The sequence below is a fragment of the Mycobacterium hainanense genome (genome assembly GCF_041890355.1).
GTDB classification, from domain to species: domain Bacteria; phylum Actinomycetota; class Actinomycetes; order Mycobacteriales; family Mycobacteriaceae; genus Mycobacterium; species Mycobacterium hainanense.
Map to the genome: position 1 here is coordinate 4,223,625 of NZ_CP169059.1, position 24,582 is coordinate 4,248,206.

General features: G+C 66.8%; 26 protein-coding genes. 15 read left to right on the forward strand and 11 right to left on the reverse strand.

Annotated features, from left to right (window positions below; all coding sequences use genetic code 11):
* Positions 1–60 precede the first annotated feature (60 nt).
* The 4 genes from ACEL92_RS19670 to ACEL92_RS19685 are packed head-to-tail and all read left to right on the forward strand — an operon-like array spanning position 61 to position 4,543.
* On the forward strand, positions 61–1,257 hold the full coding sequence (locus ACEL92_RS19670) for an acetyl-CoA C-acetyltransferase (protein ID WP_374022350.1): 1,197 nt from the start codon (positions 61–63) through the stop codon (positions 1,255–1,257).
* Positions 1,254–2,036 carry an enoyl-CoA hydratase/isomerase family protein gene (locus ACEL92_RS19675; protein ID WP_374022351.1) on the forward strand — a complete coding sequence of 261 codons (783 nt, stop codon included), beginning with the start codon at positions 1,254–1,256 and terminating at the stop codon, positions 2,034–2,036. Before ACEL92_RS19670 ends, ACEL92_RS19675 begins: the two co-directional genes overlap by 4 nt.
* Positions 2,033–3,181: a CaiB/BaiF CoA transferase family protein gene (locus ACEL92_RS19680; RefSeq protein ID WP_374026288.1), complete on the forward strand. Its 1,149-nt coding sequence runs from the start codon at positions 2,033–2,035 to the stop codon at positions 3,179–3,181. Before ACEL92_RS19675 ends, ACEL92_RS19680 begins: the two co-directional genes overlap by 4 nt.
* Positions 3,182–4,543 (forward strand): acyl-CoA dehydrogenase family protein, encoded by a 1,362-nt coding sequence (locus ACEL92_RS19685; protein ID WP_374022352.1) that lies wholly within the window; start codon positions 3,182–3,184, stop codon positions 4,541–4,543. It abuts the gene before it with no gap.
* Positions 4,544–4,637: 94 nt separating this feature from the next.
* Here the strand turns inward: ACEL92_RS19685 and ACEL92_RS19690 are convergent, their stop codons facing one another.
* From ACEL92_RS19690 to ACEL92_RS19710, 5 genes are all read right to left on the reverse strand, one after another.
* The gene (locus ACEL92_RS19690) at positions 4,638–5,321 is read right to left on the reverse strand and encodes an MspA family porin (RefSeq protein ID WP_374026289.1); all 684 of its coding nucleotides are present in this window, start codon (positions 5,319–5,321) and stop codon (positions 4,638–4,640) included.
* 446 nt (positions 5,322–5,767) lie between these two features.
* Positions 5,768–6,727 (reverse strand): phosphotransferase family protein, encoded by a 960-nt coding sequence (locus tag ACEL92_RS19695; RefSeq protein WP_374022353.1) that lies wholly within the window; start codon positions 6,725–6,727, stop codon positions 5,768–5,770.
* Entirely contained in the window at positions 6,728–7,522 is a 795-nt protein-coding gene (locus ACEL92_RS19700) for an SDR family NAD(P)-dependent oxidoreductase (protein WP_374022354.1), read from the reverse strand.
* A gap of 45 nt (positions 7,523–7,567) precedes the next feature.
* Positions 7,568–7,996: a DoxX family protein gene (locus tag ACEL92_RS19705; protein WP_374022355.1), complete on the reverse strand. Its 429-nt coding sequence runs from the start codon at positions 7,994–7,996 to the stop codon at positions 7,568–7,570.
* Positions 7,993–8,910: an alpha/beta hydrolase gene (locus ACEL92_RS19710; RefSeq protein WP_374022356.1), complete on the reverse strand. Its 918-nt coding sequence runs from the start codon at positions 8,908–8,910 to the stop codon at positions 7,993–7,995. Before ACEL92_RS19710 ends, ACEL92_RS19705 begins: the two co-directional genes overlap by 4 nt.
* 218 nt (positions 8,911–9,128) lie before the next feature.
* On the opposite strand from ACEL92_RS19710, the gene ACEL92_RS19715 reads away from it, so the two are divergent.
* The 3 genes from ACEL92_RS19715 to ACEL92_RS19725 all read left to right on the forward strand — a co-directional run bounded on the left by ACEL92_RS19715 (position 9,129) and on the right by ACEL92_RS19725 (position 12,523).
* Entirely contained in the window at positions 9,129–9,458 is a 330-nt protein-coding gene (locus tag ACEL92_RS19715; protein WP_374022357.1) for a hypothetical protein, read from the forward strand.
* A gap of 44 nt (positions 9,459–9,502) precedes the next feature.
* Positions 9,503–9,826, forward strand: coding sequence for a multidrug efflux SMR transporter (locus ACEL92_RS19720; RefSeq protein ID WP_374022358.1), 324 nt, complete (start codon positions 9,503–9,505; stop codon positions 9,824–9,826).
* A 249-nt stretch (positions 9,827–10,075) separates the two neighbouring features.
* Positions 10,076–12,523 carry a glycogen/starch/alpha-glucan phosphorylase gene (locus ACEL92_RS19725; protein ID WP_374026290.1) on the forward strand — a complete coding sequence of 816 codons (2,448 nt, stop codon included), beginning with the start codon at positions 10,076–10,078 and terminating at the stop codon, positions 12,521–12,523.
* 21 nt (positions 12,524–12,544) lie between these two features.
* Here ACEL92_RS19725 and ACEL92_RS19730 read toward each other — a convergent pair whose 3' ends face one another.
* Positions 12,545–13,378 carry an SDR family oxidoreductase gene (locus ACEL92_RS19730; protein ID WP_374022359.1) on the reverse strand — a complete coding sequence of 278 codons (834 nt, stop codon included), beginning with the start codon at positions 13,376–13,378 and terminating at the stop codon, positions 12,545–12,547.
* A gap of 67 nt (positions 13,379–13,445) precedes the next feature.
* Between ACEL92_RS19730 and ACEL92_RS19735 the strand changes: the two genes are divergently transcribed.
* From ACEL92_RS19735 to ACEL92_RS19760, 6 genes are all read left to right on the forward strand, one after another.
* Positions 13,446–14,909 (forward strand): hypothetical protein, encoded by a 1,464-nt coding sequence (locus ACEL92_RS19735; RefSeq protein WP_374022360.1) that lies wholly within the window; start codon positions 13,446–13,448, stop codon positions 14,907–14,909.
* A 20-nt stretch (positions 14,910–14,929) separates the two neighbouring features.
* On the forward strand, positions 14,930–15,106 hold the full coding sequence (locus ACEL92_RS19740) for a hypothetical protein (protein WP_374022361.1): 177 nt from the start codon (positions 14,930–14,932) through the stop codon (positions 15,104–15,106).
* Between the two features lie 165 nt (positions 15,107–15,271).
* Positions 15,272–15,757: a MarR family transcriptional regulator gene (locus ACEL92_RS19745; protein WP_374022362.1), complete on the forward strand. Its 486-nt coding sequence runs from the start codon at positions 15,272–15,274 to the stop codon at positions 15,755–15,757.
* Positions 15,758–15,999: 242 nt separating this feature from the next.
* Positions 16,000–16,434, forward strand: coding sequence for a hypothetical protein (locus ACEL92_RS19750; protein ID WP_374022363.1), 435 nt, complete (start codon positions 16,000–16,002; stop codon positions 16,432–16,434).
* Between the two features lie 214 nt (positions 16,435–16,648).
* On the forward strand, positions 16,649–17,047 hold the full coding sequence (locus tag ACEL92_RS19755; protein ID WP_374026292.1) for an MmpS family transport accessory protein: 399 nt from the start codon (positions 16,649–16,651) through the stop codon (positions 17,045–17,047).
* Between the two features lie 50 nt (positions 17,048–17,097).
* Positions 17,098–19,872, forward strand: a complete 2,775-nt coding sequence (locus ACEL92_RS19760; protein ID WP_374026293.1) for an RND family transporter — start codon at positions 17,098–17,100, stop codon at positions 19,870–19,872.
* Here the strand turns inward: ACEL92_RS19760 and ACEL92_RS19765 are convergent.
* The 3 genes from ACEL92_RS19765 to ACEL92_RS19775 form a co-directional block, all read right to left on the reverse strand.
* Entirely contained in the window at positions 19,869–20,609 is a 741-nt protein-coding gene (locus ACEL92_RS19765) for an SDR family NAD(P)-dependent oxidoreductase (RefSeq protein ID WP_374022364.1), read from the reverse strand. The genes ACEL92_RS19760 and ACEL92_RS19765 overlap by 4 nt on opposite strands.
* A gap of 14 nt (positions 20,610–20,623) precedes the next feature.
* Positions 20,624–20,869: a hypothetical protein gene (locus ACEL92_RS19770; RefSeq protein ID WP_374022365.1), complete on the reverse strand. Its 246-nt coding sequence runs from the start codon at positions 20,867–20,869 to the stop codon at positions 20,624–20,626.
* An 85-nt stretch (positions 20,870–20,954) separates the two neighbouring features.
* Complete coding sequence (locus tag ACEL92_RS19775) at positions 20,955–21,149, reverse strand: long chain fatty acid-CoA synthetase Faa4p (protein WP_374026294.1); 195 nt, start codon at positions 21,147–21,149, stop codon at positions 20,955–20,957.
* A 224-nt stretch (positions 21,150–21,373) separates the two neighbouring features.
* Here ACEL92_RS19775 and ACEL92_RS19780 point away from each other — a divergent pair, with 224 nt between their 5' ends.
* Positions 21,374–21,703, forward strand: a complete 330-nt coding sequence (locus ACEL92_RS19780) for a hypothetical protein (RefSeq protein WP_374022366.1) — start codon at positions 21,374–21,376, stop codon at positions 21,701–21,703.
* 4 nt (positions 21,704–21,707) lie between these two features.
* Here the strand turns inward: ACEL92_RS19780 and ACEL92_RS19785 are convergent, their stop codons facing one another.
* Entirely contained in the window at positions 21,708–22,205 is a 498-nt protein-coding gene (locus ACEL92_RS19785) for a MarR family winged helix-turn-helix transcriptional regulator (protein WP_374022367.1), read from the reverse strand.
* 137 nt (positions 22,206–22,342) lie between these two features.
* Between ACEL92_RS19785 and ACEL92_RS19790 the strand changes: the two genes are divergently transcribed.
* Positions 22,343–23,284, forward strand: coding sequence for an NADP-dependent oxidoreductase (locus ACEL92_RS19790; RefSeq protein ID WP_374022368.1), 942 nt, complete (start codon positions 22,343–22,345; stop codon positions 23,282–23,284).
* A 73-nt stretch (positions 23,285–23,357) separates the two neighbouring features.
* Here ACEL92_RS19790 and ACEL92_RS19795 read toward each other — a convergent pair whose 3' ends face one another.
* A complete protein-coding gene (locus tag ACEL92_RS19795; protein ID WP_374022369.1) occupies positions 23,358–24,581 on the reverse strand; it encodes an NAD(P)/FAD-dependent oxidoreductase in 1,224 nt (407 codons plus the stop codon).
* Between the last annotated feature and the right edge of the window lies 1 nt (position 24,582).

Below are 24,582 nucleotides of genomic sequence, written 5' to 3' on the forward strand. Positions count from 1 at the left end.
GAACCGTCAGCTTTCTCCCCACGATCGGAGTCCGTCATCGACGCCTGGATTCTCGACGCGGTGCGCACGCCCCGCGGCCGGGGCCGCCCCGACGGTGGCCTGCACGCCGTCCACCCGCAGGCCCTGTTCGCGCGTTGCCTTACCGCGCTCGCCGAGCGCATTGGCTTCGAGCCGGCCGACGTCGACGACGTGATCGCGGGCAACGGCATCCTCGGCGGCGACCACGGCGACGACATCGCGCGCCTTGCGGTTCTCCTCGCCGGTTGGCCCGAGACTGTGCCGGGGATGACACTGAACCGGTTCTGCGGTTCCGGCCAGCAAGCGGTCACCGTCGCCGCGTCGTCCATCGCCGCGGGCAACGAGGACCTGGTGATCGCCGGCGGAGTCGAATCGATGTCCCGGTGGGGCGTCACCGTGGGTGCCCCGACGATCGACGGCCAAAATCTCGCCTTCCGGGCACGCTATCCCACCGTGCCCCAAGGGATCTCGGCCGACCTGATAGCCACCCTGGAGGGGTTCACCCGCGAAACTGTCGACGCCTACGCCGCGCAGAGCCAGGAGCGCGCCGCCGCGGCGATCGACGAGGGCCGGTTCCTGCGTTCGCTCGTCGACGTGCCCACACCCAACGGGCCGTTCGAGCGCGACGAACACCCGCGCCCCGGCACCACGACCGAGACGTTGGCCCGGCTCAAGCCCGCCTTCGCCGCGATGGGCGACACCTGTGCCCACGGCGAGCAGCAGACGTTCGACGAAATCTGCATTGAGCGCTACGCAGGCATCGACCACGTCGATCACGTCCACCACGCGGGCAATTCGTCCGGGGTGGTCGACGGGGCCGCCGCGGTGCTGGTCGCGTCCTCCACCTGGATGCACGCCGCGGGGGTCACCCCGCGGGCACAGATTCGCGCCGCGGCGGCGATCGGTAGCGAACCGATCATCATGCTCACCGCGCCCGGGCCGGCGGCCCAGCGCTGCCTGGAGCGCGCCGGCATGGCGGTCGACGACATCGACCTCTGGGAGATCAACGAGGCCTTCGCCGCAGTCCCGCTCAAGACGATGCGCGACCTCGACATCGACCCCGAAGTGGTCAACGTCAACGGCGGCGCGATCGCCCTCGGTCACCCCATCGGCGCCACCGGGGCGATGCTCCTCGGTACCCTCCTCGATGAGCTCGAACGGCGGGATCTGACAACGGGTCTGGTGACCATGTGCACGGGCGGCGGGATGGGCACCGCGACCATCATCGAGCGGGTGTGACCGTGCCGCAAACCCTGGAGCTGCAGCGGCCGAGTCCGGCGGTCGCACTGCTGCGCCTGAACCGCCCCAAGCAACTCAACGCCATCAATGAGGCGATGCAGGCCGAATTACGCCAGACGCTCGCCGATTTGGCCACCGACCGCACCGTGCACGCCGTGGTGCTCACCGGCGCCGGCCGCGGGTTCTGCGCCGGGATCGACGTGCGCGATTTCGGCCCTTCGATGCTGGACGCCACCGCGCCCGCGCTGGACCGGATGCGCTTCCAGGAGCGGATGGCCGCCCTGGCCGAAGCCGTCCGTGCGTTGCCGCAACCCGTCATCGCCGCCGTCAACGGCCCGTGTGTCGGGGCCGGATTCGCGCTGTGCCTGGCCGCCGACATCCGGATCTGTTCGCAGACCGCGTCGTTCGGCAACGCCGCCATCCTGCTCGGCCTCTCCGGTGCCGAGATGGGCATGAGCTATCACCTGCCGCGCATCGTCGGCACCAGTGTGACCGCCGACTGGATGCTCACCGGGCGCACCGTCTCGGCCACCGAAGCCGACCGGCGCGGCCTGGTCAGCGAGGTGGTCCAACCGGATCGGTTGGTGGAGCGGGCCGCCGAATTGGCCGCGCTCGTCGCGAGCCATTCCCCGCTGGGCGCGCAACTGACCAAGCGTGCGCTGCAGGTCAACACCGACGCCGCCAGCCTCTCGGCGGCGCTGGAGCTGGAGAACCGCAACCAGGTCATCTCGCACGCCACGGACGAGGCGGCCCAGCGTCGCAAGAAATGGTCGTCGTGACGGGCCCGCTGCGCGGCGTGCGCATCGTCATGATGGGCGGTTTGGGCCCCGCCCCGTTCTGCGGGATGTTATTGGGCGACTTGGGCGCCGACGTTATCCGCATCGATGGCCTGCCCGCCGTGGACGGCCCCCTCCCCATCGATTACACGGTGCGCCGCAGCCAGCGGTCGCTGGCCGCCGACGTGAAGGATCCCCGCGGCAGGGAGCTGGTTGATCGCCTGATCGCCGACGCGGATGCCTTCGTCGACGTGTACCGGCCCGGGGTGGCCGAACGACTGGGCATCGGTCCGGACGAGCTGCGCGAGCGCAACCCTCGCCTGGTCTACGCCCGGATGACCGGCTACGGGCAGGATGGGCCCCTGGCCGGGCACGCCGGTCATGACATCAACTACATCGCCGTGGCGGGCGCCCTGCACGGCATCGGCACCGCCGAATCCCCAGTGCCGCCGTTGAATCTGGTCGGCGACTACGGCGGCGGCGGCATGCTGTTGGCGGTGGGCCTGCTCAGCGCCATCCTCGAGGCCCGTCAATCCGGTGCGGGTCAGGTGCTCGACGTCGCCATGGTCGACGGGGTCGCCACGCTATTGACGCCGTATTTCGGGATGGTTCCCGCCGGCACCTGGCGCGACCGGCGCCACGACAATCTGCTCGACGGGGCCGCCCACTTCTACGGCGTGTACGCCACGGCCGACGGTGGCCACTTCGCCGTCGGCGCCATGGAGCCCAAGTTCTACGCGGAGCTGTGCGATCGCCTCGGCGTGGACGTGCCGCACGACGACGACGCGCCGGCCGCATGGGCCGCCCACCGCGCCGTCCTGGCCGCCCGCTTCGCCGAGAAGTCGACGCAGCAGTGGCAGCTGCTCCTCGATAGTCCGGGATGTTGTGCGACACCGGTGCTTTCGCTGGCCGAGGCCCCACGGCACCCGCACCTCGCCGCGCGGCAAACGTTCATCAATGTCGACGGCGTGACCCAACCCGCGCCGGCGCCCCGGTTCTCCCGGACGCCGCCGACCACCCCCACACCGCCGTCGCTACCCGGTGACCACACGCGCGCGCTGCTCGCCGAACTCGGGTTGGACGCACAAGAAATCACCGAGCTGGTTCAAGCGGGCGTGGTGGCACAAAGCAACCGAGGGGGACGATAAATGTCGTGGGACTTCTCCACCGATCCCGAGTGGGCACGGCAACTCGATTGGGTCCAGGACTTCGTGCGGGAGGAGTGCGAACCGATCGACCTGATCGTCAAGGAATCCCATGACCTGGGCGACCCGGTGCGCCAGGCGCTCATTCCACCGTTGCAAGACATCGTCAAAGAGCGGGGCCTGTGGGCAACCCACCTCGGGCCGCACCTGGGCGGCCCCGGCTTTGGTCAGGTGAAACTCGCGCTGCTCAACGAGATCCTGGGCCGCTCGGAATGCGCGCCGATCGTGTTCGGTTCGCAGGCCCCCGATTCCGGCAACAGCGAGATCCTGGCGCACTACGGCACGCCGGAGCTCAAGGCGCGCTATCTCGAGCCGTTGCTCGACAACCGCATCGTGTCCTGCTTCTCGATGACCGAACCGCAGGGCGGCGCCGACCCGAAGGTCTTCCGCACGACCGCGGTGCCGGACGGCGATCACTGGATCATCAACGGGGAGAAGTGGTTCTCGTCGTTCGCCTCGATGGCGTCGTTCCTGATCGTGATGGCGATGACCGATCCGGACGCGCCGCCGTATCAGCGCTACTCGATGTTCGTCGTCCCCGGCGACACCCCCGGAATCAACGTGCTGCGCGACGTCGGGCTGGGCTACCAGCCGGTGGGCGGCGGGCGTGAGGGCTATGTCCGCTACGAAAACGTCCGCGTGCCCGTCGATCACATGCTGGGCCCGCGCGGCGGCGCGTTCGTCGTCGCGCAAACTCGTCTGGGCGGCGGCCGGATTCACCACGCGATGCGCACCGTCGGGCTGGTCCGCCGCATCTACGACATGATCTGCGAGCGGGCGGTGTCGCGTTACACCCAGGGCGAGGTGCTGGCGAACAAGCAACTCGTCCAGGAGATGGTCGCCGACTCGTGGATGGAGATCGAGGCCTTCCGACTGCTGACCTTGCAAACAGCTTGGAAGATCGACCAATTCAACGACTACAAAGCCGTGCGGGCCGACATCTCGGCGGTCAAGGCGATGATGCAGAAGGTGCTGCACGACGTGTCGGCGCGAGCGCTGCAACTGCACGGATCGCTGGGCACCACTCACGAGATGCCGTTCGTGCAGTACCTGGTGGAGTCGTTCGTGCTGGGGCTTGCCGACGGCCCGACGGAAGTGCACAAGGTGACGCTGGCGCGCCTGTTGCTGAAAGACCGCGCGCCAGCGCCGGATCTGTTTCCCTCCGAGCACCTGCTGCGGTTGCGCGCGGCCGCGGAGGCGAAGTTCGCCGACAAGCTGGCCGGCATCCCGCGCGACGTGGCGATCGCTAGCGCGGCGGAGCCGGGCGAAGCGGGTCGCCACCATCGGCCGCGTGGCGATCGCTAGCGCGGCGGAGCCGGGCGACGCGGGTCGCCACCATCGGCCGCGTGGCGATCGCTAGCGCGGCGGAGCCGGGCGACGCGGGTCGCCACCATCGGCCCTAGACGGTCTTGGTCACCCCGACGTAGGACAGCACCACGTCGGATTCCTCGGTTGCCCGAGTCAGCACCGCGTAGGAGCGGATGAACGACTGGCCCACGCATCCATCGATCTTGACGTGGAAGTTGCTGACCATGACCCAGGGGTGGGCGCCCTTGAACTGTTTCTTGACGACCGGCACCACAATCACCAGACCGGGCTTGAGTCCGACGTTGAGCACCCCCGCGATCGGGGCGACAACCAACGGCAGCACGTCCCCCGGCACACCGGTCACCGGTCCCGTCACGCCCGGGGTGATGCCGGCGGTGCCGCCAATCGTCACACCGTCTGATGTGCTCATGTCGATTCCGCAGCCGATCTCGTAACCCACCTCGAGGACCCCCTGCGGTTGCTCCGGTCCTTGCAGGGAGCCGAGGAAGATTCCGCTGCTGAGGTATTCACGTGACGAGACCGCGGTGGTCAACGGGGCCACGGGTACCTGCTGTTCGTTCGTGGCGCCGAGGCTCAGGGTCCATCCGTCGGGTGTCTGCAGGGTCGCGGCGGGATTCGAGGGCAGCGCTCCCTCGAGCGGCGGCGCCGCGTCGGGCGCGTCGGGGACGGAGTCGGGCTCCGCACCCGCCGACGGCACGCCGATGACGGACACGACGAGGCAGACGGCAATCGCCGCGGCGCGACGTACCACCAGAGCTACCGGCCTCACGGGCAACAACGTATGCGCCGCCTGGGTGGCACGGCAGAATCTGCTCACCCCCCAGCAAACTTGTTGCGGGTTTGTGACAGATACGCGATGTGGGTTTGCAAGGCGGGCGATGGGTGGCGGCCCTGCCAGCGGCTAGGATTGTGGCCTGCGGCTGACAGAGAGGGCCACGATGAAACCTCACCTGTGCGCTTGCGGACTGCTTACCGGGTTGATGAGCGTCATGTGTTTCGCCGGTGCAGGGGTGGCGCGGGCGGAACCTGAACCCCTTCCGCCGCCGCTGCCGCCGTCGATCGACGAATCAACGATCGATAACCCGTCGATTTTCACGAATCCCGCCGACCGCGGCCGCCCGCCCCAGAACTGGGGCGGCACCGGAATGTACTGCCAGAATCTCTGGGTCGACTGCAGTTAGGCGAACCTCGACGTTGCGCCTAGTCGATCAATGACCTGGCCCGCGCCACCAAACTCGGCAAGATCGCCGCCATGGCCTCCAATTCTGCTCGCGGCGAAGACCTTCGGCGATTGTGTTTGACGATCAGCGACCAGGTCGCTGCCGACTTGAAGCACGCCAATGCTTCGAACCAGGCCAGATCGCTGACTTCGCTGCCCAGCTCGTCCTGGTAGATCTGAGCGAGTTCGGTGGTCGACGGTGCCATGCTGTCGGATGCCCGAACGCGCCGATAGGTGTCCGGGTCGGAGTTGATCAGGAACCAGCCCGCATCTATCCGTGGATCGCCCACCGACCAGATCTCCCAATCGATCACCGCGTTGATGCGGGCGCCGGTCGCCATCAGGTTGCCCAGGCGGAAATCGCCGTGCACCACGCTCGGCCCCATGGCCGTTGGCGCAGAACCCAACAGCGCGTCCCGCACCCCGGACCAATCGGGTACCAGCGCCGCATCGACGGTCTGCAGCGTTGCGGACCATCGCCAAACTTCCGCGATCGCATCGACGATCGGTTCATCGCCCAGTCCCACGTCGCTGGGCCGCACACTGTGCAGCGCCGCCATCACCCGGCACGCGTTGCGGTACCGCTCGGCCAGACCCTCAGCGGCGGCGCAACCGTCGAAAAGCGGCTCGACACATTCGCCTTCGACGTGTGACATCACGAACAACGGCGGCGTGCACGGTGGCTCCCCCGGGTCCTCCCACAACACCTCGGGCACCGGAATGGCACTGCCCGCAAGGACTTTCAGGATGCGCGCCTGCCGCAGCACGTCGCGATGCGCGACCGGTTCCACCCCTGGCGGGGCCACCTTGATCACCACGGGCCGGCCGCACCGGGCGCCCCGGAACGTGAGGCTGGAGGCGCCCCCGGGCAGTGGCGCGACGCCGGTGACTCCGGCGCCCGCCAGGCGCCGCCGCAGCTCGTCTGTATCCAGCTCGGCCATTCAACCGGCGGGCTTGGTCCAGCCGACCTCGGCGAGGAAGGGCTGGGTGTGCGCGATGCGCCCGGTCAGGGTCTTCGGATCACCGGTACACAGCCGCAAGGCCGTCTCGGTGATCAGTTCGATGTCTTCGGTGTCGGTCTTGGCCAGGTCGAGGGTGCCGGCGCCGGGCGTGGCCACCGGGTTGCTGGGAGCGGCGGCGTTGACGGCGATCCCGTCGTCATACAGTTCGGCCGCAAGGCTTTTCGTCAGCCGGTTGAGCGCGGCCTTGACCGTCCCGTAGAAGCCGAAGCCGGCGGTGCGGTCGAACTCGGAGAACGGCGGGCCCGGTGGCAGGTCACCACCCAGCGAGGTCAGGTTCAGGATCCAGCCCCGCCCGCGCTCCCGCATCGCCGGAATCGCCAACTGGCTCAACTGCAGTGGGCCCAGGAGATGCATCTCGATCATCAGGCGGGCCCGCCGTTCGGGGAAGCCGTCCAGGGGCCGCAGGAAGGTCACCGCCGCGTTGTTGACCAGGATGTCGGGGGCGCCGACGGCGCTGACCACCTCGGCGAACAGCCTTTCCCGTTCCTCGGGGCGCGACAGGTCGGCTTGGATCGCGACGGCCTTTCCGCCGTCGGAGACGATTTCGTCCAGGGTCTCGCCCAGCGAGCCCTGGTACTTGGGGTCGGGGTCCAACGTGCGGGCGGTCAGCGCGACCGTGGCGCCGCGCGCGGCGAGCCGTGCCGCGACCGCCTTGCCGAGCCCCCGACTGCTGCCGGTGACCAGGGCCACCATCCCATCGCACCGTTGGCTCATCCTCGACCTCCTACGGAAATGGCTTCTCCGTATCAGAGAATGCCATTATCGCCGGTCGAGTGGAAGTGCCCTCCCGCGCAGCGCGTCGATCGAGTAACTTCCGCTACCGGTGAAGACGAGCAGGAAGAACGCGAAGCAGAACAGGATCGACAAGCCGCCGCCGTTGCCCGCAGGCGGATCGGCGACCGGCCAGAGCGCTTGCGGTTGGTGGATCCAGAAGTAGGCGACCGCCATCTCCCCCGAGGCCACGAAGGCGACCGCGCGGGTGAACAGTCCGGTGGCGATCAGCACACCCGCGACGACTTCGATCAGCCCGGCGTACCAGCCGGGCCAGGAGCCGAACTCGACGCGAACCGGCGACCGGACCGGCCAATCGAACAGGCTCCTCGAGCCATAGGCGGCGAAGAGCAGACCATAGACCACCCGAAACACACTCAGCACCGCCGGGGCGTAGCGGTTCAAATCCTTTGTCACGTCTCAGAGGTTACGGTCGCGGTCCAGCCGAGCAGGCGCCGCCAGAGCCGATGCCGGCTCGACGCCATGTTGTGGCAGTGCGCGCTGTCGGCCAGTACCAAAGTGGTGATGTCGGGGCAGGCATGGTAGAGGCCGGCCTCGGCGCGCGGGGCCGGGGACACGTCGACCGCACCGTACCCGAGCAGCACCGGGACGGCGATCTGTGCGGCGCGCTCGGCGACGACGCCGGGAATCACGGCGGTCCCGAAAACGCGGGGCACCATCGATCTCGCGACGACGCAGTCCGCCGCGACGACGTCGGCGGGGACGTCGGCGAGGTGAAACCAGCTCTGCAGATGCTCGCGCGGGCCCTCGAAGTAGGGCTGCGGCAGGGCGGCAAGGATCTCGCGCGCGAGGTCGGCGCGTCCCTGCGCGGTCGCCGACCGGGCGATGAACGCGGGGTCCAAATTCAGCGGCGCGACGTGTTGATTGGTACAGCCGAGCAGGGCCAGCGCGGCGTAGCTGGAGAACAGCGCTTGCTGGGTGATGGCCAGGTAGCCGCCGAGGGAATGCGCGAGGGCCACCGGCGGCGCCTGGACCCCGACGGTCTCGGGCAACGCGGACACGGCGTGCGCGAGCGTGGCGGCGATGTCATCGAAGTCGAAATCCCCTACCGGTTGCGAACTTTCACCGGTCCCCAGTGGATCGATGGTCACCACCGCGTAGCCGTTGCCCGCGGCGAAATCGGCGAAGCTGTAACCGTGCCGGCCGGGGATGCGCAGATCCCAGTAGTCGCGGCTGTAGGTGCCGCCCGGCAGGCAAACCAAGAGTCCCAGCGGCTCCCCGCGCGCGGGATAGTAGGTGGCCGCAAGCGACGCCTGCTCCCCGATCACGCCGCCGACGTCAAACGCCAACGGCTGCGCGACATAATTCATCGGACGCCCATGTCGTCATCCTCCTCCGCGTGCCACCCGAACCGGCTACCACGCAACGCGGTTCGGGGTCTGCGCCGTTTGTACCGACTAAGGGTCATAATTGCCTACAAAGGGCGATCGAGACGTTGACTCGTGGCGGATGGGAGGAAGTGATGGCCGAAAGATCCGTTGGTGGGCAATCGAGTCCCTCACAACGAGCCGCGAAGGTCGAACGGCGGGTGAAGGAACTCAAGGAGCGCAGGGCCGAATTGGCCGCCGGTAAGCGCCCCACCCGGGAGTCGATAGAACGGGCACACCGTCGCGCCGAGGAATCGCTGCGCCGTGCAGAGGAGGCCCATCACGCAGCGGCGCAACGGCACGAGGAGTTGGCACGAGTGCATGAACGAACCGCGAACAGCTATCAGCGTGCCGCAATGCAAGGGTTGGAGTCGAGCGTTGGGCTGCAACAAGCAGCCGATGAGCACTGGCAGGCCGCGCACAATGGCCACCTCGAGGCCGTGCATGAGGAACAGAAGGCTCGGCATCCTGAAGAATCCTCCTCCGGTTAGCGTCCATCTGCTCGATGCGGTGTTGAACGATTCAAAGGAGCGTCTTGACCTGTGTGTTTCTCCTCGGCGCCATCGTCGCGGAGGTCATCGCGACCAGCCTGCTCAAGAGCACGGAAGGTTTCAGCCGGCTGTGGCCGACCGTCATCTGCCTGACCGGTTACGCCGTCTCGTTCGCGCTCCTGGCGCTGTCGATCGCGCGCGGCATGCAGACGGACGTGGCCTACGCGTTGTGGTCGGCGATCGGCACCGCCCTGATCGTGCTGATCGCCGTGTTGTTTCTCGGCTCGCCGGTGTCCGTCGCAAAGGTCGTCGGCGTCGGGTTGATCATCGTCGGAGTGGTCACGTTGAATCTCTCCGGCGCCCACTGAAGGCCGCCAACGCCGTTTCGTCGCCGGCGCGTGAGCTGGTGTTTACGTAACGGACTTCAACCGCGCGCCTGGTGTGCAACCATCGCTGCCAGACTGACGCTCTGCCGTCCTCGCGGGCGGTTCGGTTGATATTGCGGCAACCTCTAGGGAGTAGCACTCACCATGACCGATGTCGAACAGACACCCCCCGACGGAATCTCTCCCTCCAGCCCCACGCGGGCCGATCTGGTTGAGCACTCGCGCACCGGGATGAGCGCCGCGGCACTGCAGCGGGCCATCAACGACCACCTGCGCTACTCCATCGGCCGCCCGGCCGCGGCCCGCCGGCCCGAGCACTACTACCGGGCCCTCGCCCTGGCCGTGCGCGACCGCATGCAGGACCGCCGGGTGGCATCGACGCAGACCTCGCTCGACCTCGGCCGCAAGGTGACCTGTTACCTGTCGGCGGAATTTTTGATGGGGCCGCAGCTGGGCAACAACCTGCTCAACCTCGGCATAGAGCGGTCGGCCCGCGAGGCGCTGGCGGCGATGGGCCAAAATCTGGACACCGTCTTGGCCTGCGAGGAGGAACCGGGACTGGGCAACGGTGGCCTCGGTCGGCTCGCGGCGTGCTACCTCGACTCGCTGGCCACACTCGAGCGGCCCGCGATCGGCTACGGCATCCGCTACGAATTCGGCATCTTCGACCAAGAGATCCGCGACGGCTGGCAGGTCGAGCAGACCGACAACTGGCTGGACCACGGAAACCCTTGGGAGATCCCGAAACCCGACGTCAACTACCTGGTCAAGTGGGGCGGCTACGCCGCGCACTACACCGACGACTCCGGCCACGATCGCGTCCGGTGGGTGCCGGGGCGTGTGCTCAAGGGCGTCGCGTACGACACGCCCATCCAGGGTTATGGCGTCAACACCTGCAACGTGCTGACGCTGTGGAGCGCCCGGGCCGTCAAGTCGTTCGCGTTGGACGCGTTCAACACCGGCGATTACTACGGGGCGGTCGAGGACGAGGTCATGTCCGAGACCGTCACCAAGGTGCTGTACCCCAACGACGAGCCGGAGGCGGGCAAGCAACTGCGCCTGCTGCAGCAGTACTTCTTCGTGTCCTGCTCGCTGCAGCACGTGCTGCACATCATGGACGATCTCGCCGACGCCGGCGTGCGGGAACTCCCGCAACGATTCGCCGTGCAGCTCAACGACACTCACCCCTCGATCGGGGTCGCCGAGCTGATGCGGTTGCTGGTCGACGAGCGGCAGCTGGACTGGGACGAGGCGTGGGAAATCACCGTCGCGACGTTCGGCTACACCAACCACACCCTGTTGCCCGAGGCGCTGGAGACCTGGCCGCTGGACATGTTCTCCGAGGCGCTGCCGCGCCACATCGAGATCATCTACGAGATCAACCGCCGATTCCTCGACGAGGTGCGCGCCCGCTTCCCCGGCGACGAAGACCGGTTGCGTCGGATGTCGCTGATCGGCGAGGACGGCGGCAAGAGCGTCCGGATGGCACACCTCGCCACCGTCGGCAGCCATGCCATCAACGGAGTCGCCGCACTGCACTCAGAACTGCTGAAAAGCAGCGTGCTCAAGGACTTTTACGAGCTGTGGCCGGAACGGTTCAGTAACAAGACCAACGGCGTGACGCCGCGACGCTTCCTCGCCCTGGCCAACCCCGGGTTGCGGGAGCTGCTTGACCGCACCGTCGGCGACGGCTGGCTGACCGACCTGAGCCGCCTGCGCGGGCTGGAGCCGTTCGTCGACGATGCTGCCTTCCGCCGGGAATGGCACGACATCAAACGCAACAACAAGGCGCGCCTGGCCAAGTACATCCGGTCGGTCGCGGGCGTCGAGCTGAACCCGGACTGGATGTTCGACGTCCAGGTCAAGCGCATCCACGAATACAAGCGCCAGCACCTCAACGTCCTGCACATCGTCGCGCTGTATCACCGGCTCAAGCAGGATCCCGGGCTGTCGATTCCGCAGCGAGCCTTCATATTCGGCGGCAAGGCCGCGCCCGGGTATTTCATGGCGAAGCGAATCATCAAGTTGATCAACGCCGTTGGCGAGACCGTCAACGCGGACCCGGACGTCAACCGATTCCTGAAGGTGGCGTTCGTGCCCAACTTCAACGTGCAGAACGCCCACATGATCTATCCCGCCGCCGACCTGTCCGAGCAGATCTCCACCGCCGGCAAGGAAGCGTCGGGCACCGGGAACATGAAGTTCATGATCAACGGCGCGCTGACGGTCGGCACGCTCGATGGCGCCAACGTGGAAATGCGCGACGAGGTGGGTCCGGAGAACTTCTTCCTGTTCGGCCTGACGGAACAGGAGGTCGAGGCGGTCAAGTCGGGCGGATACCGCCCGGCCGACTACATCGACGGCCCCCACGCTGGAAATGACGAGCTGCGCGCGGTGCTGGATCTAATTGCCAACGGCACGTTCTCGGGCGGCGACACCGAGGTGTTCCGGCCGCTGGTGGACAACCTGCGCCATGACGACCCCTTCCTGGTGTGCGCCGACTACGCGTCCTACGTGAGCTGCCAGGAGCGGGTCAGCTCCGCGTGGCAGGACCGGGAATCATGGACCAAGATGTCCATCCTGAATACCGCTCGCAGCGGTAAATTCTCATCGGATCGTGCGATCACCGAGTATTGCGACGACATCTGGAACGTGTGGCCGTTGACCGTCAAGATCTGACGACCTCGAGTAGCGCCGGAGCTATTGGTAGCCCGGCAGATCCGGCACTCCGCTGGCCGTCAGCCATCCACCGCCATCGACGACCAGGGTCGCCCCGGTGACGTAGGACGCGGCGTCGCTGGCGAGGAAGAGCACCGCCTGGGCGACCTCGGTGGTGGACCCGGGGCGGCGCAACGGGTTCTGCGTGGTGCGATGTCGGTCGTCACCGGTGATTCTCTTCACCCCTTCGGTCCCCGACATTGCCCCGGGCGCAACGACATTGACCCGTACCGCGTCGGGTCCCCACTCGATGGCGCAGGCGCGGGTGAACGCATCGACGCCGGCCTTGGCCGACACGACATGGGCCTGCATGGCCATGCCTCGATACTGGGTCGCCGCGCTGATGTTGACGACGGATCCGCCGTGTTCCCGCAGGCATAGCTCGTAAGCCGCCTTCGACACGTTGAACGTCCCCAGCAGGTCGATGTCGACCACGGCCTTGAATCCGCCGGTGCTCAGGCCGCTGACGGGGACCGGAAAGTTCCCGGCGGCGTTGTTGACGACTATGTCGAGCCGACCGAAGGCTCGGATCACGTCCCCGACGACGGCGGTCACCTCGTCGTGGCTCCGGACGTCGCACACGCCGTAGCGGGCCTCGATCCCCGCCTCCTGCAAGACCGCAACCGCCGCCGCAAGGTTGGCTTCCTTGCGGCTACAGATCGCGATCCGGGCGCCGTGGCCGCCCAGCACCCGAGCGATTTCGAGGCCGAGGCCCGTGGCCCCGCCGGTGATCAGCGCCACCTTGCCCTGCAGCAGATCGGCCCTAAACGGGCTGCGCCGGGCGTTCACGCCGTCAAGGGTACGACGGTCAACCATCGGTCGACAGTGGACGTTTCCCGCGCCCGCCGCAAGGATCGAGTCATCGACCCCTGGCAGGAGGAAAGTGACCTTACGATTCCGAGGGCTTGTGCTGGGCCTGTTGACCGTGGCGCTGGCGCTGCTGCTCGCGCCGTCGGCCTCGGCCGACACCTACACAGACCAGTTGGTGGACAAGTTCAACGCGCAGACACACGTGTTGGCCGACCCCGGGGCGAATCCGCCGTTGCAGAACCCCGATCGGCTGAACGACCAAATCCTGGGCAGCAGGTGGGGGTGGAGTTCGCGACCGCCGATCTGGGTGGCCGCGGTGGCGCCCGGCCAGACCGGGGTGACCACCCCGGATGCCATCCATAACGTCATCCTCGGCCGCGATCCCGGGTTCAGCGGGATCATTCTGGTCATCGACTCCCGGGGCTACCACGTGCGCGCCTACAACGTGCCCAAGGCGATCGCGGACAACGTCGACCCGGTCATGAGCCAGGCCGCCAGGGACCACCGAAACGACCCGTACGGCGCGAGCAGTGAATTCGTCAGCAAGTTGTCGAAAGTGGATGTGTCCGCCAGCGCGCCGGTGGTGACGTCGCCCGCGGTGCAGAAGAACCACAACCAGAGCTCCGCGCTGTGGACAGCGCTGGCGGTGATCGCCATCGGCGTGGCAGCGGTCGGCCTGTTGTGGTTCGCGGTGAACCGGAATCGCAAGCGCCGCAAGGATGCCGACGCGAAAGAACAGATCAAACAGGAGTTGATCACCGTCACAGCGGATGTCAGCGACCTCGACAACGCGGTGCTCACCAACAGCGACGTGGACGTCAGCGCCGAGCAGACGAAGGCCAACGCGAGCCTCTACGACGCCCGACAGGCCTACGAAAAAGGTGACTATGGCGCGGCGCGGGCGCACCTGCGAGTAGCGGAGTCGACGGTGGCCAAAGCCAACCAAAAGCTCTACCCGGACCGGGCCGCGCCCAACGTTGCCGACGTCTCCTCGGTGCCTGCGGGCGACCGGAAGCAGGCCTCCGTGCGCACGCGCAACCCCGACACCGGCGAGTACGTGACGATCAACAACAACAACTACAGCGCCACCCCGCAGCCCGGTTATCCGCACTACTACGGCGGGGGTTACTACAACGGGATGTTCTTCTACCCGGGTTATTACCCGTACGCGTTCTGGGGTCCAGGGTGGGGTTGGGCGCTCACCGACGTGCTGCTGATGGATGCGCTGCTGGACGACCGTTGGGGCGGCGGATACGACCGCGGCTTCGAAGCCGGCCGGGACTCGGCGTATGCGGACGCCAACTATGACAGCGGCCAGAGCGCCGGTTACGACAGCCAGGAAGGCGACGTCGGGTTCGGTGGCGGTTACGACTCCGGGACCGACACCGGGTTCGGGGGCAATGACAGCTCCTACTCCGGCGGCGGCGACGTGGATTTCGGCGGCGGTTGGGATTCGGGCGGTGGCTGGGACTCGGGCGGCAGCTCCGATTTCGGTGGCGGCAGCTCGGACTCCGGCGGCGGCGACTTCGGGTTCTGACCGAGAAGTAAGGTCTTCAGATGAGCACCGACAGGATCAACCGCGGCATCCTGCTGGCCATGGTGGTGATCGGGGCAATCGCGTACGCGTTGCTCTACTCGCACGCCTCGGCCGTCTTCCGGGTTCTGGTGCCCGTCGGACTGGTCGTCCTGGTGGGGCTGATCGTTCGCGACGTTGTCAACGCCCGGAAGCGGTGACGCCGCCCGGCACAGACAAAGCATTTTGCGTGTGATGCATAACGCTCAGACCAAGATGGGTGGCTGGCGGAACTTGCTTTCGTTGCGCGTAATTCACGGGGTTTGCTGTGGATGCGAATTCGTCTGGCGCCATCTGCATCCCATGGGTGATACATTCGGGCGATTATGGCAAGACAACCGGTTGCCGACACGGCCAAGGCCGTCACCGAGATGATCGACACGGGCAGCGACTTGACCTGGCGGTATTTGCTGTCCAACCGCAAGGATCTCAGCGCGAGCGCGACGCTGGTGCTCAACCGGGTCAACCGGGAGGGCCCCATGCGGCTCACGGCGCTCGCCGCGGCCGAGGGCACGAGCCAACCGGCGATGACCCAGCTGGTCCAGCGCATGGAACGCCAAGGCCTGCTCGAGCGGCTGAACGATCCCGAGGACGGCCGAGCAGCCCTGGTCGCCATCAGCGACGCGGGTCGGGAGCTCTGGGACCTCCGCACGGACCACCGCAGGGAACGCCTGGCCACGCTGCTAACCGGGCTTTCCGCCGAGGATGCGCTGACGTTGTGGCTGGCCGCGCAGGTCGCCATGCCAATCCTGCGTCAACTCCTCGACATCGCGGCCTCGGAGGCAGCGCATTCCGCCGATGCGGCACACTGACCGCCCAGACCCCGATCTACATAATGCCCGCTATGTAAAGTTTGGATTACCCCGAGGCCCTCTCGGCAAAACGGGCTAGTAACGGCCCGCGCCGCCCGCGTTCCGCTTGACGGGCTGCATCATCCACATGATATGAAAATGAGCGTGGGAGCCGGCGACCGTCGCCCCGAGCATCGACGCGGGGCCACAGCGGCCCATGATGGCATCGGCTCACTTACCCGGGCACACGAAGGAGCGAAGCAGTGACTCTGGGCTTATTCGGTCTCCTCGCGGTCGTTTCCCTCGCACTGGCCATCACCCTGGCCACCGTCGCGGCCGTCTACGTACGACGTCTCGAGCGGCGGCGGCCCCCGCCGATCGCCGAGGAGATCGGCGGCGCGAGACATGTCGTCCGCAAGTTGCGCAAGCGGGAGCCGATGTCGGCGGAAGAGTTGGACTATGCGCGGCAGGTCGTGTCTGACCGGGGTTCGGTGATGGCGCTGTGCATCCCCGGCGCCCTGTTCATGCTCGGTTGTTTCTACGTGTTCGGCAGCCTCTACCACCTGCACGGGGCGACTCCCTCCGAGCGAACATTCCTCGGGGTGATCCCCATGCTCACCTCGTCGAATCTCGCCCTTCGCCTGCTCAGCAGCGCCAGGCTGAAAAGGCGGCTGCGCACAGCACCCGTCGCTTCATGAGGGCCGCACGCCCGGCCGAAAACGTCGCTCGCGGCCGCTCGAGTTCGCGTTCCGTGCCGAAGGTAGTAATCTCTTTATCGCAATATGTCAACCAAATTGATATGGGGCCGCCCCGCGGTCCACGTTCGGGGGGACGCGAGAACGCGGTGCGTGCGCGAAAGGTGATCCGGTGAGCCGTCGTTCAGTCGGCAGGACTGTCTTGCAGCGCGGCTGGATGCCGTTGGTCACCGTCGTCGCGGTCGGTGTGGGCCTGCTGTGCATGTATAAGGTGCATCAGTTCTCCGAACCGGAGCCGGTCATCACCGTCAATGGCCCACAGGCACCCGAGCAGTTCAACCTCAAACGGATCACCTACGAGGTGTCCGGAAACGCCGGCAATGGGGGCAAGCTCGTCTACATCGACATCGACGGTCATCCGCATCAGGTCGATTTCACCGCCCTGCCCTGGTCTCACACGGAGACCACGACGCTCTCCGTGGCGTCCGGAAGCATCTCGGTTCATGTTCGCAGCGGTCAGGTGAGATGCCGCATGCTGGTGGATGACGTGGTCCGGGACGAGCAGTCGGACGACCATCCGGACGCCGACGTCGAGTGCAGGGTGAAATCGGCGTGACCGAGCATCGCCTCGACGAGCCCCGGGCCAAGCGCCCGTTCATCCCCCGGATGGTCCGGACCTTCGCGATCCCGATCATCTTCTTCTGGGGGCTCCTCGCGGTCACCACGAATACCTTTATGCCCCAGGTGGAACGGGTGGCGGAGGAACTCGCCGGACCGATGGTCCCGCATTACGCGCCCTCACAGCGGGCGCTGCTGCACATCGGTGAGAAGTTCCACGAATCGAACTCGACCAACCTGACCATGGTGGTGTTCGAGGCGAACCGGCCGCTGGGAGACGCCGACCACCGGTATTACGACGACCTGATGCGCCGACTGCAGCACGACACCCGGCACGTGCAATACGTGATGGACCTGTGGGGCAAGCCATTCACCGCCGCGGGCGCGCAGAGCGTTGACGGCAAATGCACCTATGTGCTCCTTCGCCTCGCCGGCGACATCGGGCAGATCCAGGCCAACCAATCCGTGGACGCCGTCCGCGACATCATCAAAAAAGACACCCCACCGCCCGGGCTCAAGGTCTACGTCAGCGGCGCCGCTCCGCTGGCCTCCGACACGCTCGCCATCGCCAATGCCAGCCTCAACAACGTCACGATCGTCACGATCATCCTCATCGTCGTGATGCTGTTGCTGGTGTACCGCACCCCGTCCACCCTGCTGGTGCCCCTGCTCGGGGTGCTGATCGAGATGCTCGTCGCCAAGGGCATCGTCTCGACGCTCGGGCATTACGGATACATCGAACTCTCCTCGTTCGCCGTGAACATCGTCATCGCGCTGACCCTTGGCGCCGGAACGGATTACGGCATTTTCCTGATGGGCCGATATCACGAGGCGCGGCAGGCCGGTGAAAGCCGGGAGGACAGTTTCTACATCGCGTACAAGGGTGTCGCGCCCATCATCATCGGCTCCGGCCTGACGATCGCCGGCGCCTGTTACTGCTTGACGTTTGCGCGCCTGAACTACTTCCACACCATGGGGCCGGCCGTCGCGATCACCATGCTGTTCACCATCGCTGCGGCGATGACGCTGGGGCCGGCGGCATTGACCGTCGGCAGCCTTTTCGGGATGTTCGACCCGAGAACCTCGACCCATGGCCGTCTGTATCGGCGCATCGGCGCGAGCGTGGTGCGCTGGCCGGTGCCGATCCTGGCGGCCAGTTCCGCCGTCGTCATGATCGGGGCGATCTTCGTTCCCACCTACCGGCAGAACTACGACGACCGGCAGTACCAGCCGGCCAGTGCGCCCGCCAATCTGGGCTTCCAGGCGGCCGACCGGCACTTCCCGAAAAGCAAGCTGTTCTCCGAGATGCTGATGGTCGAAACCGACCACGACATGCGCAACTCGGCCGACTTCATCTCGCTTGACCGGGTCGCCAAAGCCTTAATCCGCCTGCACGGTGTGGCGATGGTGCAAGGCATGACGCGGCCCCTGGGCCGGGCGCTCGAACACGCCAGCATTCCCTACCTGTTCACCACGCAGGGCAGTGGTAACGGGCAGCAGCTCCCGTTCAACAGGGAGCAGAACTCCAACACCGACGCGCAGGCCGACATCCAGGCGCACTCGGTCGAGGTGTTACGCAAGGAGATCGGCTTCTTCCAGAAGGTGTCCGACGAGCTGCACCAGACCGTCCTGACCGTCGAAGACCTACAACGGGTCGGCGACGACATCAGGGACGAGGTCTCCAACGTCGACGATTTCTTCCGTCCGATCAAGAGCTACTTCTATTGGGAGAGGCACTGTTTCGATATCCCCATTTGCTGGACGTTTCGTTCGCTGTTCGAGACCATCGATCAGATCGACAAGCTGGCCGACGACATCGCGGCCGCGAAGGTCTCCCTCCAGGAGGTGGACAAGGCCTTCCCACAGATCATCGCGCAACTGAAAGCCACCGCCGACGACACCGAGGCGCTGCAGTCGAAGTTGGTCAACAGTTACGGGTCTGCCGATCTGCAAACCGTCCAGACGGAGCAGACTTTCGATGATCTGATCAACGTCGGCAACGACTTCGACAAATCCCGCAGCGACGACTACTTCTATATCCCGCATGAGGGTTTTGACAACGAGGACGTCAAGACCGGCATCAAGCTGATGATGTCGCCGGACGGAAAGGCGGCCCGCTTCATCGTCACCCACGAGGGTGACGCGATGGGCCCCGAAGGTGTGGAGCACGTCGAACAGTTCCCCGACGCGATCAAGACGATCCTGAAAGAGACTTCGCTGGCGGGCGCTCGGATCTACATCGGCGGTTCGGGATCCAACGACAAGGACATCAAGGAGTACGCGATGTCCGACCTCATGATCGCGGCAATCGCCGCCTTCGTGCTGATCTTCTTGATCATGATGTTCATTACGCGAAGTCTGGTGGCGGCCTTCGTGATTCCCGGCACCGTGGCGTTCTCCTATGCCGGCGCGTTCGGCCTTTCCATCCTGGTCTGGCAACACCTGATCGGCCTGCACCTGCACTGGCTGGTCCTACCCCTGACCTTCATCATCCTGGTGGCCGTCGGGTCGGACTACAACCTGCTCCTGATCAACAGGGTGAAAGAGGAGCTGCACGGCGGAATCCACACGGGTCTCATCCGGGCCCTCGGCAGCACGGGCGGCGTCGTGACCTCGGCAGGTTTGGTGTTCGCCTTTACCATGCTGGCGATGCTCACCAGCGATCTGCGCACCATCGGTCAGGTGGGTACGACCGTGTGCATCGGGCTGCTGCTCGACACGCTGATCGTGCGTTCGTTCGTCGTGCCGAGCATCCTGCGAATCCTCGGGCCGTGGTTCTGGTGGCCGACTTTGGTGCGCACCCGCCCGGCGCCAACGCGCTAGCCAGCGCCCTTGCCGTTGTCGACGCGGTAGACGGCGCCGTGGATGGCGGCCGCGGCGTCGCTGGCCAGGAAGGCAATGACGTTCGCCACGTCGACGGGCTGCATCATGCCGCGCGGCGCGGCCGTGCGCATGATCAGCTCGTAATTCGGGTTCTCCGGCGCGGCGAAGTGTTCGAGCTGCGGGGTGAGCATGCCGCCCGGGCATATCGCGTTGACGCGCAAGCGATCCGCGGTGTACTCCACCGCCAAAGCCCGGGTGAGCCCGACCAGCCCGTGCTTTGCGGCGCAATAGCCGGCCGAGTACGCCTGGCCCTCGACGCCGGCGATGGAGCCGACGTTGACGATGTTGCCGCCCCGTTCCAGCAGATGCGGCAGCGCGGCCCGGCAGAGGTAGAACGGACCGTTCAGGTTGACCGCGAGGTCCTCCGCCCAGTCGTCGTCGGTCATCGACTCCGTGCGTCGCATCTGGTGGCGGCCGGCGACGTTGACCAGGACGTCCAGCCCGCCCAGCTCGCGCACACACTGCTCCACCGCGGCGCGGCAGGCCTGCGCAGAAGCGACGTCCACCGATGCGTAGCAACCACCTTGGACCTCGGCGAATACCGCAGCCAATCGAGCCGGGTCCCGGCCGATGCCGAAAACCGTTGCGCCCCGGCGCGAGAACAACCGGGCGGTCTCAGCGCCGAGGCCCGACGAAGCTCCGGTCACCAAGGCGACCTTGCCCTGCAGTGCTGACATGGCTGTCCTCGCGGTCAGTAGGAACGGATCCGCGCAACGCTACCGCGCAACAACCCCAACGGGGCAACGAATCTCGGTCCCCACAGGGTCATCGCACGGCGCGCAGTCAACAAGACGAGCAGGCTGATCGCGAGGCGCCCGAGAGCGACCCGGCTCGTGCGCCTCTTCCAGCTTGGCGGCGTCGATTCGGCGCGCCGGCCGAAGTAGTAGCCGACAGCCATTGCCATCGCGAGGGCCGCGATGGCCGCCAGCGTCGTCATGATGATGAGCGTTTCGCGTCATCGTCGCGCCGAGGTCACGCGCGGGACACACCTTGGCCACTTACGCGGGGAGAACGCGTGCGAGTTAAACGTTCTCGCTCACGACGTAGACGGCGACATACCCGATGGGGATGCCGGTCCAGGTGGCGATGCATTCGCGCGCGGCCGGCTCCACCATGTCCCGGCGGACAGTGCGGGTAACCCTGCCGATCTCGGGGATGCGGATCATCCATCCGTCGGCGTCGCGAGTGATCTCGATATCGAAGCACTGGCCGACCATGGGGCATTTCACGCGAGGCACGACCCGCGAGGAGCGGGTGCTGCGCAGCGATTGTCGGCGCAGCAGGGCGGGCTGAATGGGCATGGCTGCTTTCGGAGAGTCGCAATCAGAACCGCGGGCAAGAGTAATGCGCATTCAGAGGAAAACCTAATCGGCAGTCAAACTGGCACGCAGCTGATGCGTACTCTCCACCACGTCGTCGCCGGGACTTAATGTTTGTGTTCATGGCACCGGTCCGGGCACCCGCTTTCGCGGCGAGTTTCGTGTCCGTAATGATCGTCGGCTGCCCCGCCGGCACGATGGCGCACGCGGACGGCGGTTATGGACCGGGCTCCTACGCGGTGCCCGCCCAAATCCCCTATGGCACCTACGTCGCCCACGCCGAACCGGGCGATTACCGAGCGGCCTGTATCTTCACCACATGGACCAGCGATGGGAAACTGATCAACTCCGACAGCGGGATTGAGACGACCCCGGTCACGGCGAATCTGTCGGCGCCCACGGTGGCGAAGTTCATCACGCATGGCTGCACGCCGTGGACGAAGGTGGGTTGAGACCTCATTGGGGTGCCGCGGCGCGGCGTGCTCGCGAGGCGGCCGAGCGCGCCGGTCGGGCCCGCATGTGGTCGCGGGCGCGACTCATGATGTCGCCGAGCGCGCGCACGTCCTCGCCGGAGAGCGCATCGAACAGCAGATCGCGGACAACGTCGATGTGGCCCGGCAGCACTTTGGCAAGCCGCGCGTGGCCCGCTTCCGTGATCCGGACGACCGTGACGCGCTGGTCGTCGACGCTGGCTTCGCGGGCGATGAGGCCCGCCTGCTCCAGCAGGCCCGCCTGATGGGTGAGGCCACTGCGGCTGTAGACGACGCCGTCGGCCAGTTCGGTCATGGTCAACCCACGCTGGGCATCGGCAAGTTTCGCCAGGATCTCGAACTGCACGTAGCTGAGGCCGCCCTCGGCCCGTAGCTGCCGCTGCACGGCGTACTGCAGCAGACTGACCGCCTCCATCAGGGCGAAGTACGCGTGCATCTGTTGAGGCTTGAGGGCTTGTACCATCCGTCGATCGTAATGCTTCGAACTCGAAGCAATGTGGTGATCGTCACCCCGAGTTTGCGGAATCGCTTCGATGTCGAAGCAAGTTGTGCGGGGTGCAACTGCTTCGAGATCGAAGCACCTAGGAAACGGAGAAGACCATGAAGGCTGTGCAGTACCGCCGTTACGGCGGCAGCGACGTTCTGCAGTACGAGGAGGTTCGGCGACCAGCGCCCGGCCCCGGTGAAGTTCTGGTGCAGGTGGCCGCGACCTCCTTCAACCCCGTCGACGCCGGCATCCGGGGCGGCTACCTGGCCGAGGTGTACGCGATCTCCTTCCCCCACACACCCGGCATCGACGTCTCCGGAACCGTCGCGGAGCTCGGTGACGGGGTGACGGGGTGGAACGTCGGCGACGCCGTCGTCGCACTGCTGCCGTTGGACGCCGCCGGCGCCGCCGCCGAGTATGCGATAGCCCCGGCCGCGGCGCTGACCGCCGCGCCGAAGTCGGTACCGCTGGCCGATTCCGCCGCGCTGCCGACCGTCGGGCTGACGGCGAGGCAGGCCTTGTTCGAAGTCGCCGGACTCAGGGCGGGCCAGTCCGTTCTGATCAACGGTGCGGGCGGAGGGGTCGGCGGCTATGCGGTCCAACTCGCCAAGCAGGTCGGAGCCGTCGTCACCGCGACCGCGTCCGCGCGCAGCGCTGCCCGGCTGCGCCGCTACGGAGCCGACCGGATCATCGACTACCTCGACTACGCGGAAACCCCGCTGCGGGTCGCCGGACAGCCGTTCGACGTGGTGCTGAACCTGGTCAGCACCGCACCGGACCAGACCGGGGTCCTGGTTGGCCTGGTCGCCGACGGCGGGTTTTACCTCGGCACCATGACATCCGGCGAGGAGGACCCGACACGGCGGGTGCGTGCGCAGCGGGTGTTCGTCCGCAGCGATGCCGCGCAGCTGGCCGCACTGGTCAACCAGGTCGACGCCGGGAAGCTGGTGATCGACGTCGCCGACCGCCGACCGCTGGCCGACGTCGCCGCCGTGCACGATGCCTCCGACGCGAATCGTCTGCCCGGGAAGACGATTCTGATTCCGGGGCTGTGAGTCCACAGGCTGTCCCGCCGGCGACCCGCCGGCGGGACACGTCTTTGTCTTCTCCGGTCCGACTCCGCCCGCGCTAGTCCACCCGGCGCGGCGGGAACGCGGCCCGCGTCTCGATCGCGTCGCGGTAGGCATAAACCCGGCCCGGGATCGTCCCGAGGACCGCGATGGTGCGACCGCCGCGCCCGTACGCGGCGACGAACTCCCAAGACCCCGGGTCGCCTTCGACGATCTCGACGGAATCGTAATCGGTTGGCACGCCCAGCATTTGCAGCTTGACGTCGTATTGGTCGGACCAGAAGTACGGCACCTCGTCGTATGCCTTCGCGCCCTGCGGCCCCGCCAGCAGGGCCCGTGCGGCGGCCGCACCCTGACGGCCCGCGTCGTCCCAGTGCTCGGTACGCAGGTGCCGCTCGTACAGCGGGTGCCACCAGCGCGCGACGTCACCGGCCGCAACAACCGGGACGTCCGCGGTGCCACCCTCCGCAATACCGCAAGCGTCGCAGATCACGCCGTCGTCGACACGCAAGCCGGAGCCGTCCAGCCAGTCGGTGGCCGGGGTGACCCCGAGTCCGACGATGACGAGGTCGGCGGGAACCCGTGAGCCGTCGGTGAGCCGAACACCTTCCACCCGATCGTCGCCCACGAATCCGTCGACGCCGACGCCCACTCGCAGGTCCACGCCATGTTGACGATGGAGGTCGGCCCAGCGCGACGCAAGCTCCTCACCCAACGCGGAAAGCAATGGGCTGCCGGCCTTTTCGATGAGCACCACGTCCAGACCCATTGACCGGCAACTCGCGGCGACCTCGGCGCCGATGAACCCGCCACCGACGACTACCACCCGCGGTCGCGAACCCAGCCGCCCCCGGATGGCCAGGCAGTCCTCGACCGTGCGCAGCATCAGGACCCCATCGGGGACCGGGCCACCGGGCCATTCGCGTGGCACCGCGCCGCTGGTGATCACCAGCCCGTCGAACGGCAAGGCGAGTTCCTGGCCGTCGTCGCGCACCTGGACGGTGCGCGAGGCCAGGTCCAACTTGAGGGCCGATGCACCGCGCACAACGCGCGCTTCCATGTCGAATTGCGGAGCCAGGTCGACGCCGGCCCGGTGCACCTTGCCGGTGAGGAACTTCTTCGACAGCGGTGGGCGATGGTACGGGGCGTGCCGCTCGGCGCCGACGATGGTCAGTGCCCCGTCATAGCCCTCCTGCCGCAGCGTTTCCGCCGCGCGCGTGCCCGCCACTCCGGCACCGACGACGACGATCTCTTTCAGGTCTCTCTGCTGGACCCCTGGCATC

Bases quoted from the DNA above. Each gene is read 5' to 3' on its own strand.
- ACEL92_RS19740 (WP_374022361.1), top strand. From the start codon at position 14,930: ATGAGCACCGACAGGATCAACCGCGGCATCCTGCTGGCCATGGTGGTG.
- ACEL92_RS19760 (WP_374026293.1), top strand. From the start codon at position 17,098: ATGGTCCGGACCTTCGCGATCCCGATCATCTTCTTCTGGGGGCTCCTC.
- ACEL92_RS19730 (WP_374022359.1), bottom strand. From the start codon at position 13,378: ATGGTTGACCGTCGTACCCTTGACGGCGTGAACGCCCGGCGCAGCCCG.
- ACEL92_RS19795 (WP_374022369.1), bottom strand. From the start codon at position 24,581: ATGCCAGGGGTCCAGCAGAGAGACCTGAAAGAGATCGTCGTCGTCGGT.
- ACEL92_RS19745 (WP_374022362.1), top strand. From the start codon at position 15,272: ATGGCAAGACAACCGGTTGCCGACACGGCCAAGGCCGTCACCGAGATG.
- ACEL92_RS19755 (WP_374026292.1), top strand. From the start codon at position 16,649: ATGCCGTTGGTCACCGTCGTCGCGGTCGGTGTGGGCCTGCTGTGCATG.
- ACEL92_RS19770 (WP_374022365.1), bottom strand. From the start codon at position 20,869: ATGACGACGCTGGCGGCCATCGCGGCCCTCGCGATGGCAATGGCTGTC.
- ACEL92_RS19700 (WP_374022354.1), bottom strand. From the start codon at position 7,522: ATGAGCCAACGGTGCGATGGGATGGTGGCCCTGGTCACCGGCAGCAGT.
- ACEL92_RS19775 (WP_374026294.1), bottom strand. From the start codon at position 21,149: ATGGTCGGCCAGTGCTTCGATATCGAGATCACTCGCGACGCCGACGGA.
- ACEL92_RS19765 (WP_374022364.1), bottom strand. From the start codon at position 20,609: ATGTCAGCACTGCAGGGCAAGGTCGCCTTGGTGACCGGAGCTTCGTCG.
- ACEL92_RS19725 (WP_374026290.1), top strand. From the start codon at position 10,076: ATGAGCGCCGCGGCACTGCAGCGGGCCATCAACGACCACCTGCGCTAC.
- ACEL92_RS19780 (WP_374022366.1), top strand. From the start codon at position 21,374: ATGGCACCGGTCCGGGCACCCGCTTTCGCGGCGAGTTTCGTGTCCGTA.
- ACEL92_RS19785 (WP_374022367.1), bottom strand. From the start codon at position 22,205: ATGGTACAAGCCCTCAAGCCTCAACAGATGCACGCGTACTTCGCCCTG.
- ACEL92_RS19790 (WP_374022368.1), top strand. From the start codon at position 22,343: ATGAAGGCTGTGCAGTACCGCCGTTACGGCGGCAGCGACGTTCTGCAG.
- ACEL92_RS19685 (WP_374022352.1), top strand. From the start codon at position 3,182: ATGTCGTGGGACTTCTCCACCGATCCCGAGTGGGCACGGCAACTCGAT.
- ACEL92_RS19695 (WP_374022353.1), bottom strand. From the start codon at position 6,727: ATGGCCGAGCTGGATACAGACGAGCTGCGGCGGCGCCTGGCGGGCGCC.
- ACEL92_RS19710 (WP_374022356.1), bottom strand. From the start codon at position 8,910: ATGAATTATGTCGCGCAGCCGTTGGCGTTTGACGTCGGCGGCGTGATC.